Annotated in this window: 17 protein-coding genes; 9 read left to right on the forward strand and 8 right to left on the reverse strand. The window is 43.8% G+C overall.

All coding sequences use genetic code 11. The features are described from left to right. Positions 1 to 75: 75 nt before the first annotated feature. The 4 genes from L6421_RS04870 to L6421_RS04885 form a co-directional block, all read right to left on the reverse strand. Positions 76 to 1,002, reverse strand: a complete 927-nt coding sequence (locus L6421_RS04870; protein WP_237264432.1) for an IS3 family transposase — start codon at positions 1,000 to 1,002, stop codon at positions 76 to 78. After that, complete coding sequence (locus L6421_RS04875; RefSeq protein WP_237260710.1) at positions 912 to 1,424, reverse strand: helix-turn-helix domain-containing protein; 513 nt, start codon at positions 1,422 to 1,424, stop codon at positions 912 to 914. Before L6421_RS04875 ends, L6421_RS04870 begins: the two co-directional genes overlap by 91 nt. A 112-nt stretch (positions 1,425 to 1,536) precedes the next feature. Further along, positions 1,537 to 1,992: a CZB domain-containing protein gene (locus L6421_RS04880; protein WP_237264148.1), complete on the reverse strand. Its 456-nt coding sequence runs from the start codon at positions 1,990 to 1,992 to the stop codon at positions 1,537 to 1,539. Between the two features lie 293 nt (positions 1,993 to 2,285). After that, positions 2,286 to 2,822 (reverse strand): DUF2062 domain-containing protein, encoded by a 537-nt coding sequence (locus L6421_RS04885; protein WP_237264150.1) that lies wholly within the window; start codon positions 2,820 to 2,822, stop codon positions 2,286 to 2,288. On the opposite strand from L6421_RS04885, the gene L6421_RS04890 reads away from it, so the two are divergent. The 9 genes from L6421_RS04890 (at position 2,821) to cobS (ending at position 10,905) form a co-directional block, all read left to right on the forward strand. Continuing rightward, positions 2,821 to 5,523: a DNA internalization-related competence protein ComEC/Rec2 gene (locus L6421_RS04890; protein WP_237264152.1), complete on the forward strand. Its 2,703-nt coding sequence runs from the start codon at positions 2,821 to 2,823 to the stop codon at positions 5,521 to 5,523. The genes L6421_RS04885 and L6421_RS04890 overlap by 2 nt on opposite strands. Beyond that, on the forward strand, positions 5,520 to 6,557 hold the full coding sequence (gene lpxK / locus L6421_RS04895) for a tetraacyldisaccharide 4'-kinase (RefSeq protein WP_237264154.1): 1,038 nt from the start codon (positions 5,520 to 5,522) through the stop codon (positions 6,555 to 6,557). Before L6421_RS04890 ends, lpxK begins: the two co-directional genes overlap by 4 nt. A 48-nt stretch (positions 6,558 to 6,605) precedes the next feature. Then, on the forward strand, positions 6,606 to 6,806 hold the full coding sequence (locus tag L6421_RS04900) for a Trm112 family protein (RefSeq protein ID WP_237264157.1): 201 nt from the start codon (positions 6,606 to 6,608) through the stop codon (positions 6,804 to 6,806). A 10-nt stretch (positions 6,807 to 6,816) separates the two neighbouring features. After that, the gene (kdsB, locus tag L6421_RS04905) at positions 6,817 to 7,584 is read left to right on the forward strand and encodes a 3-deoxy-manno-octulosonate cytidylyltransferase (RefSeq protein ID WP_237264159.1); all 768 of its coding nucleotides are present in this window, start codon (positions 6,817 to 6,819) and stop codon (positions 7,582 to 7,584) included. Between the two features lie 30 nt (positions 7,585 to 7,614). Then, the gene (locus L6421_RS04910; protein ID WP_237264161.1) at positions 7,615 to 7,821 is read left to right on the forward strand and encodes a G protein-coupled receptor family protein; all 207 of its coding nucleotides are present in this window, start codon (positions 7,615 to 7,617) and stop codon (positions 7,819 to 7,821) included. A 4-nt stretch (positions 7,822 to 7,825) separates the two neighbouring features. Beyond that, positions 7,826 to 8,368: a bifunctional adenosylcobinamide kinase/adenosylcobinamide-phosphate guanylyltransferase gene (cobU, locus tag L6421_RS04915; protein ID WP_237264163.1), complete on the forward strand. Its 543-nt coding sequence runs from the start codon at positions 7,826 to 7,828 to the stop codon at positions 8,366 to 8,368. A 134-nt stretch (positions 8,369 to 8,502) separates the two neighbouring features. Continuing rightward, on the forward strand, positions 8,503 to 9,528 hold the full coding sequence (gene cobT / locus L6421_RS04920; RefSeq protein WP_237264164.1) for a nicotinate-nucleotide--dimethylbenzimidazole phosphoribosyltransferase: 1,026 nt from the start codon (positions 8,503 to 8,505) through the stop codon (positions 9,526 to 9,528). After that, complete coding sequence (locus tag L6421_RS04925) at positions 9,518 to 10,165, forward strand: histidine phosphatase family protein (protein ID WP_237264167.1); 648 nt, start codon at positions 9,518 to 9,520, stop codon at positions 10,163 to 10,165. The genes cobT and L6421_RS04925 overlap by 11 nt, the downstream gene beginning before the upstream one ends. Positions 10,166 to 10,167: 2 nt before the next feature. Next, complete coding sequence (cobS, locus tag L6421_RS04930) at positions 10,168 to 10,905, forward strand: adenosylcobinamide-GDP ribazoletransferase (RefSeq protein WP_237264169.1); 738 nt, start codon at positions 10,168 to 10,170, stop codon at positions 10,903 to 10,905. 88 nt (positions 10,906 to 10,993) lie between these two features. Here cobS and L6421_RS04935 read toward each other — a convergent pair whose 3' ends face one another. From L6421_RS04935 to cobO, 4 genes are read right to left on the reverse strand one after another with little or no spacing between them, the layout of a single operon-like run. Next, complete coding sequence (locus L6421_RS04935; protein ID WP_237264171.1) at positions 10,994 to 11,872, reverse strand: cobalamin-binding protein; 879 nt, start codon at positions 11,870 to 11,872, stop codon at positions 10,994 to 10,996. Beyond that, complete coding sequence (gene cbiB, locus L6421_RS04940) at positions 11,862 to 12,791, reverse strand: adenosylcobinamide-phosphate synthase CbiB (RefSeq protein ID WP_237264173.1); 930 nt, start codon at positions 12,789 to 12,791, stop codon at positions 11,862 to 11,864. Before cbiB ends, L6421_RS04935 begins: the two co-directional genes overlap by 11 nt. Continuing rightward, complete coding sequence (locus L6421_RS04945) at positions 12,778 to 13,890, reverse strand: pyridoxal phosphate-dependent aminotransferase (RefSeq protein WP_237264175.1); 1,113 nt, start codon at positions 13,888 to 13,890, stop codon at positions 12,778 to 12,780. Before L6421_RS04945 ends, cbiB begins: the two co-directional genes overlap by 14 nt. After that, positions 13,890 to 14,510 carry a cob(I)yrinic acid a,c-diamide adenosyltransferase gene (gene cobO / locus L6421_RS04950; protein WP_375540383.1) on the reverse strand — a complete coding sequence of 207 codons (621 nt, stop codon included), beginning with the start codon at positions 14,508 to 14,510 and terminating at the stop codon, positions 13,890 to 13,892. Before cobO ends, L6421_RS04945 begins: the two co-directional genes overlap by 1 nt. Positions 14,511 to 14,517 lie beyond the last annotated feature (7 nt).

Consider the following 14,517-nt stretch of genomic DNA (forward strand, 5'->3'; position numbering starts at 1 on the left):
TTGATGTTTAGCAAAATAAAAAAGCCGTTAACCTATAATTAGTTTGAAGTGACCCCAAAAAGTTGGACATTTTAGTTAAGCGGCACTTAAGGCCTGATTTCGATATTCTATCGGAGTCAGGCCTTTTAGTTTCACCTTGATTCGTTTTGTATTGTAATACTCAATATAATCTTTAATCTCTTCCATCAGATGCTCAGCACTATTGAATTTCTTGCGATGGTACATCTCTGTTTTTAAAATCCCAAAAAAGTTCTCAGCAACTGCATTATCTAAGCAGTTCCCTTTTCTTGACATACTCTGAGTTAATCCATTTTCTTTCAGTAGCTTCTGTACATCACTATGCTGATACTGCCAGCCTTGATCACTGTGGAATATGGGTTTGACTTTGCCTGTTAACTTATTGATTGCTTCTTTAAGCATGTCGGTCACCAGTGGTAGCCGTGCACTCTTAGCCACTCGATAACTAATCACTTCTTGGTTAAACAGGTCAATCACCGGGGATAAGTAAACTCGCTGTTCTCCGACTTTAAACTCCGTGACATCGGTGACCCATTTTTTATCCGGTGCATCAACATGGAAGTTTCTTTGAAGCACATTCTCGGCAATTCGGCCTACTTGACCTCTATAGGATCGGTAACGCTTTGGCCTGACGAATGACTTCAAGTTCAGTTCTTGCATTAAACGTTGAACGGCCTTCTTGTTTAAAAAGTGACCTAAGCGTCTTAACGCATAGGTCATGCGTCGATACCCATAACGACCTTTATGTTCATTAAAGAGTTGTTGAATCGCTCTTTTAACGTCCGCATAACGATCAGGCAGCGCACTGCGCGCCTGATGGTAATAAAACACACTTCGTGCAAGCCCTGCGGCCTTGAGAAGATGTTTAAGTGGATAGAACTTTCTAAGCTTATCTATGAGCCCTGCTTTTTCTTGCTTTGGCGTTCTTTTTCCTGAAGCAGGGCATCGAGCTTTTTTAAATAGGCATTCTCCGCTCGACGGTATTCGAGTTCTTCTCGTAACTCTTCTAGGCTCATTTGTTCGGTTGGTTTAATGGTTTCTTGCTTTTGGTTTTTTTTCATTTTTCTACCCTGCTTTTTAGGTTGTAAGCCTGAAAGGCCGAACCGTTCGAATTGAGTGAGCCAAGTAGAAATCGTACCCGCAGAACTCATGTTATAGACAATACTGGTATAACTAATAGACCAGTGATTTTCACGCATGTGTTTTAGGATACGATATTTGTCTTCAAAAGAGTATGGTGTGTTACGTTTGATAAACGCATTTTGACCATGGAAACGATAGACTTGTGTCCAGTAACGGATATAGCGATCTGGAATACCGAGTCGCTTGGAAATGGACAGACTGGATTCATGAGAAAGGCATTGCTTAGCAATCGCCAGTTTAAATTCTCGATTGTATTTGGACATGAAAAACCCCCAAAGTTGGTGTCCAACATTTGGGGGTCACTTCAGTTGGTTAACGGCTTTTTTATTTGAATGACAATGTCAGTGCACTTTAAAAGCGATTGATTGAGCGATATCAATAGAGCGCTTCAATCTCTTCGTCGGATAATTCCATGACCTGTTTTTCCAAAGTATTTATCGCACTCAGAAGTAGTTCGGAAATCTCGACTAATTTAGCCATTTGCTCTTGGGCGCTTTTCATGTTTTTTTCACGTAATTTGTCGGTAGAAGTGAATAGGGCTGCAAACAAGCCTTTTGGTTTTTTGACTTCACCGAAAATCAATTTGAATATCTCCATATAGACTTGGTGCAACATCGCATGTGGCGCATCGATTGCCGAATACCCTGGCAAACTTGAAAGCATCTGGCCTTTGCCATAATACCATTGACCGAACTTACAATTAGTGTGAATGACAGGTACATGGTTTTGGTCTACAGAAAAACCATTGATAATCGCCTGAGCATAAGCACGCCACTGTATATGAGCGGCTTTGGCTGCTCTTAATTGTATAACGATGTCCTTTTTTGTCATCCTGTAGGATTCCTTTGTTCATTTAGTCTTTTATTATGGTCGTTTTAAGTGCTTTCAATAAGATTGAACGGCTTTAGGTCAATTTTAGTCAACTGCTTAACCATTTAAAATAGCAAACAGTCAGATAGCGCACGATTTAGTTGATTCTAAATAAGAATGGGGAGAAAACAACCCAAAAACCCTCTTATTTTTAGGTTGTTTTTTGAATATGAAAAACTTAATATGAATAGATTATTATTTAGTAAGTCTTATTGCTTAAATAATTGATTGTAAGCAAAGTTTGTTGAGGATTTTTATTTGCTTTGGTTGTCCGTGACTGAATTGCCGTTGCGAGCTTTCCAGCTTTTCACAACATGATGGCGCCATAACAATTGCAATACCAGATAAGAGATTAAACCCAGTACCAAGCCGACTACCGCACTGCCTAAATATAAAGGCATCCATAAGTCACCTAATACATGAACCATCCAATGCCAGCTTAACTCAAATGAGAGTTCTTCAGTGGCTTCTTGGCCAAGTAGATAAGTACCAACAACATAGTTGAAATAAAAAATAGGTCCCATTGTCAGGGGATTGCTTATCCAAACTAACGCCACACTTAGTGGCAGATTCGCCCTAAAGAGCACGGCGCTGATAGCAGAAAATATCATTTGTGAAGGAAGCGGAATAGACATCCAGAAAAGTCCGATAATGAAGGCTTTAGATACCGAATGTCGATTAAGGTGCCAAATATTAGGATTATGTAACCACTTACCAAGCACGCCCAAACCCTGCATGTTTTTAATTTTATCAGGGTGGGGTAAATAACGTTTAATGAGTTTTTTGGGCATGTTTATTCAATTTGTTATTGGCTTACTCTGTAGCGCTATTCTATGTTATCAGCTAACTAACTTTCTACCCTTATGGAGTGGTTGGTTACTGGTAGGCTTGATTATTGTGCCGCTTTTTTCCATGAAAATGGTTGAGAAAACCTTACCGTTAAAGGTTAACTTGCTGTTTTTAAACATAAAAGAACAAGCTGTTTCGCGTGTTGTTTATTCGATGCTGAATTTTCTTCTGGGAGCAATTATTGGGGTAAATATCGTCTTTTGGCAGGCTTTTTTTGCACCTAAGATAGAGGGGTTTTGGTTTAACCAACATGTTATGTTGGATGTGAAGTTGATACAAATACCCCGTTTAAATCAAACCAATCACTTTTATAAACTCTCTTTTGACGCTGAATTAAACACAATCACGCAGAGTGTTAATGCCACCTCGGTGTCTAATTCTAAGCACCAAACCTGGTTTTTCAATAAACCTAAAATCAAAATCACTTGGTATATGGATATTGATGAATTCAATACTCTCCAGCGTGTACCTAAGGTTGGCGAAACTTGGCGGTTTTATGCCAAGCTGAAAAGCAATCACGCCTCAATCAATCCTGGCACAAGAGATTATGAGGCTTGGTTATTTCAAAATCATATTGACGCCAAAGCCTCTGTTTCAGGAGTATTCATTAAGTCTAACAATCAAACAGTACCGATAAAGACGTCATTCACAGCGATTAATCTCAAAGAGCAAAATTGGAAGGATTATCGGGTCTGGCGAGAGCGGATCGCACTATATCTATCTCAACTTTATGACAAAAGCGATTATCAGGGCGTTTATAACGCTTTACTGATTGGTGATAAAGGACTGATAAAAGATGAATCTTGGAAGCTGTTTCAACAAACCGGAACCATCCATTTAATGGCGATATCCGGATTGCATATGGGGATTATGGCGTTAATAGGATTTTGGGTGTTTAAAGCGGTTTGGTGGTTAGGGGCATATCGACAAACGCGGGTTATATTGCCGACCTTCAGCGCATTGGGGGCGATACTGTTTGCCACGGCGTATCTGTTTGTTTCTGGCGGAGCTATTCCTACCCAAAGAGCGTGGATCATGGTTGTTACCATTTTAGGTTTTTTGTGGATTAAAAGAGAGTTTCGTCCCTGGTATGCATTGGCCATGGCGGCATTTTTAGTCGTTCTATGGGATTCACGAGCACTATTGAGTAGCGGTTTTTGGTTGTCGTTTGTGGCGGTCGGGTTGATTTTCTTGAGTTTACCGCTCTATAAAGACAAACCTAAATGGAAACAATTAATCGCGATTCAACTGATGTTATCCGCAGGCTTAGCACCGCTGATTTTATGGAACTTTTATGAAGTGCCTTTGTATGGTTTGTTAGCCAATTTAGTTGCGGTGCCTTTTGTATCAATCGTTGGCTTGCCATCGCTTATCTTGGGCGCCTTTATAGGCCTCTTTTCCCGTGATTTGTCCCAGGACTATTTCAGGCAGGTGGATTGGTTATGGTCACAGTTCTGGGGGTATTTGCAGTGGGTGGCAACCTTGCCCAGAGTCGAGTTGGTAACCATGCAGCACAGTTGGTTTTGGTTAATGATTGTGTTGCTGGTCTTTGCAGGCGTTTATCGCACTTTTATAAAGTTACAGTCACGTTATCGATTATCTTCTTGGTGGTTTACCGCGGTTTTAATGGTTTATTTTGTGGTCTTGATTTTTTATCCTTATAAACTCGATAGGCCAAATTCTGATAATCTTTCGTCTAATCTTGAAAAACGCAATAACCAGGCCTGGTTAACGGTGTTGGATGTGGGGCAAGGGCAGGCAATTGTGATTGAAACCGCTAAGCATGTGGTGGTTTATGATACCGGAGCCAAGTGGGGCGAAACTACCGATGCGGCCAAAGCCGTGTTGCTTCCTTATCTAAAATCGAAAGCTTGGCAAGCGGTTGATTTGTTGATTGTGAGCCATAGCGATATCGACCATGCCGGTGGTACTCAGAGTGTTTTGGATAACATCCCGGTAAACCAACTTATCAGTGGACAAGCTTTTGAGGTGAATAAGCTGATTGCTCAAAATCAGTCAGCCAAACAAATCAAAGACAGAATCTATCCCAAGTTTGTCGCTTGTGACAATCAGCAGGCCTGGTGGTTTGATGGCATTCATTTCGAGATTTTGTCACCATATGGCATTCAACCTACAACGGAGCATGCCAAGCAAAATAAAACCCTGAACCATGTCGGTAATAGATTGAAGTCCGATAACGACCTCTCTTGTGTGTTGAAGGTTTCCAATGGCATACAGAGTGTATTGATTACTGGGGACCTAAGTGCAAAAGGCGAGGGTGTCTTACTTGACAATTATCGTGATAGACCAGAAAAAATCCAGGCCAATCTACTGGTTGCCGGCCATCATGGCAGTAAATATTCCAGTTCAACCGAGTTCTTGAACGCCGTTAACCCCAATAAGGTGGTTTTTTCCTCAGGTTATCTCAACCGTTATCGGTTTCCGAATCAGGAGGTGATTCAACGATTCAATGATTTAAATATTCAAAATCGAGTAAATTGGTGGAACACGGCCTGTTCTGGAGCGCTCTCTTTTGAATTGCAGAAATATGGAATCGATTTACGTTATGAAGCTCGCAAAACCCTGCATAAATGGTATCATCACTCCTGTTTGAAATCTCAGCAAGGAACCTATTTTCAGTGAGTTGGCCGCAATTTTGGATTAAGAAAACCTGGCAAACCCAGTTATTGTCACCACTAGCCAAATTGGTCTGTTGGGAGGCGTCGCGTCGCCTTAAAAAGTTCCGTGCGACACCGCCAGCAAAACAAACCAAAGCTAAAGTGATTGTGGTGGGCAATGTGGTGGTAGGTGGCACCGGTAAAACCCCTTTTATTATTTGGCTGGCTAACAGCTTGCAAGCCAAGGGGCTCAAAGTCGGGATTATCAGTCGTGGCTATGGCGCGAAAAACGATCAATGGCCTTATTGGGTGACCAGTAGCAGTCAAGCGCAAGATTGCGGTGACGAACCTTTAATGTTGTATAAACAGACCGGTTGTGCGGTAGCGGTTGCGCCTAAACGTCTTCAGGCCTTGCAGTTGCTGAATAAAAAAGCGCAGTGTGATGTGGTGATTAGCGACGATGGCTTGCAACATTACGCTTTGGCGCGAGATATTGAAATTGTGTTGATTGATGCCAAAAGACAATTCGGCAACGGTTACTGTATGCCTTCTGGCCCTTTAAGAGAACCGCTCAAAAGAATCACACGAGTTGATTTTACGGTATGGAATGGCTTGTCAAAATCCGAATCGATTCCACAGCTCGACATCGCTCAGGCCAACCCTTCGACCATGCAATTACAACCAGCCTGTTTTCGTTTGGTCGGTTGGCCGGATATTAGCCTTACGATTGATGGGTTTATGGCTAAATACCCAGATAAGTCGGTGTTGGCCATGGCAGGAATCGGTAATCCAAAACGGTTTTTTGAAACCTTGGAAAACTTGGGGTTGAAGGTGGATGGAAAGACCTTTGATGACCATTATGCCTATCAAAAAAAGGATCTCAACAAACTGGTGACCGAATGTGTTGAGCCAATCGATCGAAAACCGTTGGTTATGACTGAAAAAGATGCGGTAAAATGTACCCAATTTGCTGAATCGGAAAAACATTGGTGGTATTTGCAGGTAGCCGCGGTGTGTGATGATCAGATTATTAAAGAGATTATTCAACGTTGTAAGTAATCAGCGAATACTCTAAACCAGTAAGAATAAACCAATTAAGAGTCAAAAATGGATCCAAAATTATTAGAAATCTTAGTTTGTCCCGTCAGTAAAACCAAACTCATCTTCGATAAGTCGGCGCAAGAGTTAATCTCTACCGCGGCTAATTTGGCTTTTCCTGTAAGAGACGGTATTCCCATTCTGCTTGAAGACGAAGCGCGCCAATTGAGTGCCGAAGAAGTTGAAAGCTACCGTAAACAAAAAAGCTGATTCGTTATTTATGTCCTTTACGATTATTATTCCTGCCCGTTTTGAATCAAGCCGTTTACCCGGTAAGCCGTTGATGGATATCCATGGCAAGCCGATGATTCAATGGACTTGGGAAAAAGCGAAGTCTTCAGGCGCCGCACGTGTGATTGTCGCAACCGAATCAGTTCTAGTAGAGCAGGCTTGCAAGGCATTTGGTGCGGAAGTGATTATGACTCGTGCCGACCACCAATCGGGCACCGAACGTATTGCCGAAGTGATTGATCTGGCTGGGATTTCAGGCGATGAGATTTTGGTGAATGTTCAGGGTGATGAGCCAATGCTGCCTGCAGAACTTATCCATCAGGTGGCTGAAGGATTGGAACAACATCCAGAAATCTCCATGGCCACCTTGTGCGAACCGATTGTCGATATTGCCACGGTGTTTGATCCCAATGCGGTTAAAGTCAGCCGAGATGTGGCTAATCGTGCCATCAACTTCAGCCGGGCACCTTTGCCATGGTCTCGTGATACCTTTGCCGCTGAACATAAAACCATGCCAACCAATTGGGCCTATAAACGCCATATCGGTTTATACGCTTATCGTGCGGGTTTTGTAAAACAGTATGTGGCCTGGCCAGAGTGTGACTTGGAACATGTTGAGAAGCTGGAACAATTGCGCGTGTTATGGCATGGCGAAAAAATTCTGGTGTTGGATGCGCATTGCGATGCGGGAGTCGGTGTGGATACCGAGGCGGATTTAAAGCAAGTGCGTTTACTTTTACAAGACAAAACGCTTTGAAAGCCAATCACTCAATGATAATTTATCACTATGTTTAAATACCTGACTTTATTAGCGGTTGTCTATTTCTTCTACTGGCTAATCAAACAGAAAATGCGTAACCGCAAGTTAGAATCTCAAGGCATCGTGGTCGAGCAGAAGGGCATGCGCCCGATTACCCTGATGAGTATCGTCATGGTGGTGATGTATGGCGGCTATATGATTTACTTTTTATTGTTTCAAAACCAGTCGGGTTAAGATTGTGTTGCACTTTATCTTAGGCGGCGCTCGTTCGGGTAAAAGTCGCTTTGCTGAAAATCTAGCCAAGCAGTTTGAATCTCAAGGTAAGACGGTGTTTTATGTTGCCACCGCAACAACACAATATGTCGATGAGAACGACCAAACTCAGGTTAATCAAGAGATGCTACAACGCATCGAGATTCATCAATCCGACCGTCCAAGCCATTGGCAAACCATCGAATCCCCAATCCATCTCAGCAAAACCTTGCGAAGTTTAGATAGTCAAAACCACTGTATCTTGATTGATTGCTTAACGCTGTGGAGTTTGAATCTACTTGAAGCCGATTCAATGCAATCTGAAAAGCGGAATTTAATGGCGTGTCTAGCCACTTTATCGGCTGAGGTCATTATGGTGAGCAATGAAGTCGGTATGGGTATTGTGCCATTGGGTGAGTTTACTCGTCAGTATGTGGACGAGTTGGGGCGATTGCATCAAGAGATTGCAGCAGCGTCCCAGAACATGATCTTTATGGTGGCAGGGCAACCTATTACCGTAAAAAATTGACTACCGTAAAAGCTTGAGTAGTCGTTTCTTGTAGCACATCCCGTTCTTATCAGGGGTTACTTCAAAGCACTTTTTAAGATTAGTAAATTTATGCTGAATCGCGATTAATGCACTTTAAAATATGAAATAGTTTTATGAAACCGATTGATACCATCAGTATGGAATTGGCGCAACAACGTCAAAATTCGCTTACCAAACCGCCCGGTTCTTTAGGGCAACTGGAGGCTATCGCCATTCAGTTAGCCGCTTGCCAAGGCACATCTTGTCCGCAAATCAAACAGCCGTGGATAAGTGTATTTGCCGCCGATCATGGCATTACCGAAGAGGGGGTTTCCGCCTTTCCAGCAGTGGTGACACAAGAGATGGTTAAAAACTTTTCTGCTGGCGGTGCGGCGATAACGGTTATCTCTAAGCAAGAGAAAGCCTATTTTGAGGTGGTGGATGTTGGGGTGTTCAATGATGTCTCACCTTTGCCTAATTTAGTCTCTGAACGGGTGGCGCCAGGAAGTTTTAACTTTGCCCAACAGCCAGCGATGAATCAAACCATGTTGGCTCAAGCGATGCAGGTAGGCAAAAACGCGGTTGCCCGTGCTCTATCAAAAGGTGCCGACCTGTTTATTGCCGGTGAAATGGGCATTGGCAATACCAGTTCTGCGGCGGTCATTATCAGTCAGCTTTGTCAGTTACCCTTAGCGAATTTAGTGGGGCGCGGCACCGGGGTAAATGATGAACAGTTGTTGCATAAGTACAAGGTATTGAAGGCCGCTTTGAATTTACATCAGGCAGATATGCAAACACCTGAAGACGTTTTACGTTGTATTGGAGGGTTGGAAATTGCCGCCTTGACGGGGGCTTATTTAGAGTGCGCCCGCGAGGGGTTGCCGATGGTGGTGGATGGTGTGATTGCCTGTGCGGCCGCACTTTTGGCGTATGAGATGCAACCCGCAGTAAAACCATGGATGTTGTTTGGCCATCAATCGATAGAACCGGCACAGCAGGCTGTGTTTAAACATATCGACGTGACGCCGATATTAGACTTGGAAATGCGATTAGGTGAGGGTTCTGGCGCCGCAATGGCGTTGCCAATCATTCGTTTGGCCTGTGCGTTACACGCCAATATGGCGACTTTTGAGGAGGCCCAGGTATCCGATGCGCATTGAGCTTTTGCGTCATGGCGAGTGTGATGACCAGGCCTGGTTAAGAGGCCGTGTGGATTCTGCTCTGGGTGAACAGGGGTGGCTACAAATGCATAACCAGTTAAAACTTTTGTATGTGACGGATAAATCGGAGTTGGATAAACCCAATATGGTTAAAGCGGATGTAGTGATCTCTTCACCCGCTAAACGTTGTGCTGAATTTGCCCAAAAAATTTATGACCAGGCCTGCTCAGATAATCTTGTGGTTGCAGCCCCGTGGCAAGAGCGCGATTTTGGGGTGTTTGATGGCTTGCCGTTTGACAGGGTGCAGCAGAAATATCCACAAGAATTAGAACGGTATCTACAAAACCCCTATAAAAATCCCATCCCTAAAGCAGAGAGTTTTGCTGACTTCAAAACCCGGATTCAGCAGGCCTGGTCAAATTTAATTCATTCAGATTATCAGTCCGTTTTATTGGTTACGCACAGCGGTCCGATGCGTTTGGTCTTGCAGCAGATTTTAGGATTTCCCGACCAACAACTGTTTCAGCTTGAACTGGGTTATGGCGCGCGAATTTCGATTGACGTGATTCCAACCGACACGCAGCCATTTTGTAAGCTTGTCGAAATCGTGCAATCAAAGACACAAGCAATAGGGTAAAAATGAAACCATTCTGGCTAGCGTTACAATTTATGAGTCGTTTACCGACACCGCAATTTGATTCTATCTCTGCACAAGAGATGGGGCGGTCGATTCAATTTTTCCCGATTGTGGGGCTGATTGTCGGGAGTGTTTTGGTCGCCAGCGCACAGCTGCACTTTTTTTTGCCCAATGAGATTGTCGCGGGTTTGGTGTTAGCTGTATGGGCTTGGGTAACCGGCGCTTTGCATCTGGATGGTTTGGCTGATACCGCCGATGGCTGGCTGGGCGGAGTAGGTAACCAACAACGCGCTTTGGAAATTATGAAAGACAGCCGTATCGGCACTGGAGGCGGTGTTGCTTTAGTGATTATTCTCTTATTGAAATGGTTGGCCTTAACCTATTTGATTGTAGCCCAGTCGTGGCTCTGGTTATTGTTTATTCCGCTTATAGCCCGAGTTGCCGCTATTGGACTGATGCCGTTTACACCTTACGTCAGTTTGCAAGGTTTGGCGGAAGAGATGGTGTTAAACCTCAATCGCTGGGGAGTGTTTGTTTGGTTGGGGTTAGTATTGCTCGTATTGATTTGGCTAGCTTGGCCATTGGCTTTGGGGTTGATCGGAGTCTGGTTATGGATGCGTTGGTTGATGATACGCATAACCGGGGGCATGACTGGCGATACCGCTGGGGCAATGACCGAAGTGATGGAGCTGGCGATGATGATTGGCTTGATTGCCTTTTTGGGTTTAGCGAACTCTTGATAAATCCCAGGTTTTGGTGATTTGAATAAGTCTTGCTACCGCGATTAATGGCTTTCAAACGCAATTTCAATCAGATTCAATCAAGTCGTTATGGTTGTGTTTTGCGGACTTTATCGATTGTTTGGCACAAGCCTTCTATACTTTCAATCAAACGTTCGGTAGAGCGTTGAAATGTATCTGCATTTAACAGATAAATATGCTTGTTTTTCACCGCTTTCAAATTTGACCATTTTTGCCAATCTTTTAACCAGGCCTGCTGCACCGCTTTGAGTCCACCTAATAAAATGGTGTCAGGGTCCTTGGCAATCACACTTTCAATATTCACCTCTGCAGCCAATATCGGTAAATCCTCAAACACGTTGGTGGCACCACAAATATTCAACGCCTGACTAATGAATTGTGAGCCGTTGATGGTCATTATCGGCGCATTCCAAATTTGGTAGAAAGCGCTGACCTTAGGTTTTGACTGGTAGGTCAATGCTAAACGTTCAAGTTGAATCTCTAAGCGCTTGGCCACTGAATCGGCTATCGTCTGGCTTTGTAGCTGTTCGCCAAAAAAACGGATCTCTTTAGGGATGTCAGCCAATTTATAAGGTTCGGAATAGATGACTTTAAACCCAAGTTGTTCAAGCTTTTCTATGTCTTTAATGCGGTTACCGCTACGCCAAGCGATAATTAAATCGGGGTTGAGTTGAATGATTTTTTCGATATTAAGCGCATGATAACTGCCGACGTTTTCGATTTTTAAGGCGGCGGCAGGGTAGTCAGAATAACTGACCACTCCAACCACTTTATCGCCCGCACCGGCGGAAAACAGCATTTCGGTAATATGTGGGGCTAACGAGATAACACGCTGCGGAGCATTTTGCGCCTGACTTAATGAAGTATAAACAAGCAGGTATAAGCCACTCAGCAAGACAGCAAGGTGCTGCGTAAGCTTGGATCTAAATGGAAAATCAAACAACATAAAATATCATCAGTAAACTGAACAATGTGAACACCACCACAGCATCGATTTTATTACGTAACTTTAAAGCGGTTTGTAAATGTTTGGCGGTAATTTGCTGGGGTTGTGATGGCTCTCCGAAATAGGCTTTGTGTTTCAGTTCTCCAAAATAATACGTATCGCCGCCCAATTGACATTGGCAATGTAACGCCATCGCACTGATGGGATGGCCGGCATTGGGGCTATCGTGCTTTTTTCCATAAGGATAGAATTTCGATAAATGGCTTTTGGCACTTAAAATCATAATCAACAATGCGGTTATCCTTGCCGGAATCCAGTTTAACAGGTCATCCATTTTGGCGGAGGCCTTACCAAAATCTGCATAGCGAGCATTACGATAGCCCACCATCGAATCTAACGTATTGACGGCCTTATAAACCACCAGGCCTGGTAAGCCGGCTAATAAAAACCAAAAAAGTGGGGCGATATAGCCATCACTCAAATTTTCAGCGTAGGTTTCAATGCCAGCTTTGTAGCAATCACCATCGCTTAAGGATTGGGTATCTCGGCTGACCAACATCGCCACGGCCTGCCTTTTGTCGGGATTGTTAATCAATGCATTGACGGAATCAAATAACATGCGATGTGCCAATAGCATGGAGGCGAACAATCCGGTGAACAGAATATTGAGCAGGCCTGGTAATTGAACAAAAAAGTAAACCAACACACCGCTAAACCCTAAACAGAGCAGTAATAGACTCGCTAACAGCAGCACGCCACGTAATTGAGTGGCTTGGTAAAAATGGCGTTCAAAAAAGCTAATCCAATCGCCCATCAAAATAACCGGGTGACGAATCCCTTTGAACTCGCCAAACAGACGGTCCACTAAAACAGCGAGCAACGCGCTGGTTAAAATCAATTCGAAATCAAATAGCAACATCGGTTATCGGTTCTTGGGTTAAATCTTCCAGCTGCGACCAGCTGGCGAGTAAACGGTTGTGGCTGGCTTCATCTTTGACGGCAAGGCGCAAGCTGTAATCGCCTAAACCAAAGTTTTGGCAGTCACGCACCAAAATACCGGTTTTAGCCAAAGCTTGTTGAATCACCTGAGCTTTAATGCGGGTTTTGACTAAAATAAAATTGACCTGGCCTGGGTAAATAGTCTTTACCAACGGAGATTCTTGCAGGGCTCGAATCAAATCGGTTTTAAGTTGCGTTTGTAGGATATGGTTTTGACTTTCCAGGCTGTGATCTTGCATCCGTTGCAATAATAAAGCTTGGTCTATGGCCGAAACCGGCCAGTGAGCTTGAGGCCATTGCGTTAAAAAATCCGGGTGGGCAAACACCGCACCTACCCGTAACCCCGGGCAGGCGTAATACTTGGTGAGCGATTGCAAAACAATCAGTTTTGGCCAAGTATCTAGTAATGAACGGCCGCTAATTTTAGGGTCAAAGCTGATAAAGGGTAAAAACGATTCATCGAGCAATACCCAGCAGTCTTGTTGTTGCCATAAATCAAACAACGGTTTCAACTCTTGTAAACTCACATAACGTCCGTCCGGGGTAGAGGGATTGACCCAAACCACCAAACTGTTTTTGGCAATCGGTATCTGTGCCAATTTTTCAATTGAGTTGGCTGAAAATGCCGATTCTTGAGTCTGGCTGAGGCGTTCGATACGTTGGATTTTCGAACCGTAAGATAAGGCCACCCGCTCATATTCTCCAAAAATAGGTGTATATAACACAGTGTTTTTTGGGCGCAAATAGGCGAACAGATTGAGAATGGCACTGGAAATGCCATTGCTGACGGTTATGCAGTCTCTGTCAATTTGAAAACGGTTTTGTATGGTGTTGATAAGCGATTGATGTGTTGAGTCTGGATAGTGGAGCAAAGCCAGCGGATTAAAGTGCGGCGCTTCTGCAAAAAACCAAGGTGCGATGCTAGCAGAAAAATCCACACACTCGGTTAAGGCTTCATCAGCAGATAAGCCTTGTTGAGCTGCCAGTGTATAGATTTGTCCACCATGATCGAATGCCATTATAAATCGACACCTTTTTGCGCTTTAATACCGCTTTTGTAGGCGTGTTTTTCGTCTTTGATTTCCGAAACCGTATCGGCCAGTTCACGCAGTTCGGCAATCGCCGAGCGACCGGTAACCACCACATGTTGCATCTCGGGGCGTTCGCTTAAGGTATTGAGCACCACGTCTTTATCCAGATAGTCATAACTTAATAGATAGGTTAGTTCATCTAATACCACCAAGTCGTAACTTGGATCCTGCAACATTTTAGTGGCAATCTGCCAGGCGCGTTCAGAGGTTTCAATATCACTGGTGCGGTTTTGGGTGTCCCAGGTGAATCCATCGCCCAATACATGCCATTCACAATTCGGTTGGGCGTTGAAAAAGGCCTCTTCACCCGTGTCGGTTCGGCTTTTAATAAATTGGCAAACCCCCACTTTCATGCCATGACCTAAAGCACGTGCGACCATTCCAAAGCCCGAAGTGGATTTGCCTTTGCCGTTGCCGGTAATCACTAATAAAATCCCTTTTTCTGTATCGGCACGGGCAATAGCGGCATCGATTTGGGCTTTTTTACGCTCCATTCGCACTTTGTGATAATGGTTTTTTCTATCTTCAGCGGACATTGAGTTTGTCATGGGAATC

Source organism: Thiomicrorhabdus immobilis (assembly GCF_021654855.1).
Lineage (GTDB): Bacteria > Pseudomonadota > Gammaproteobacteria > Thiomicrospirales > Thiomicrospiraceae > Thiomicrorhabdus > Thiomicrorhabdus immobilis.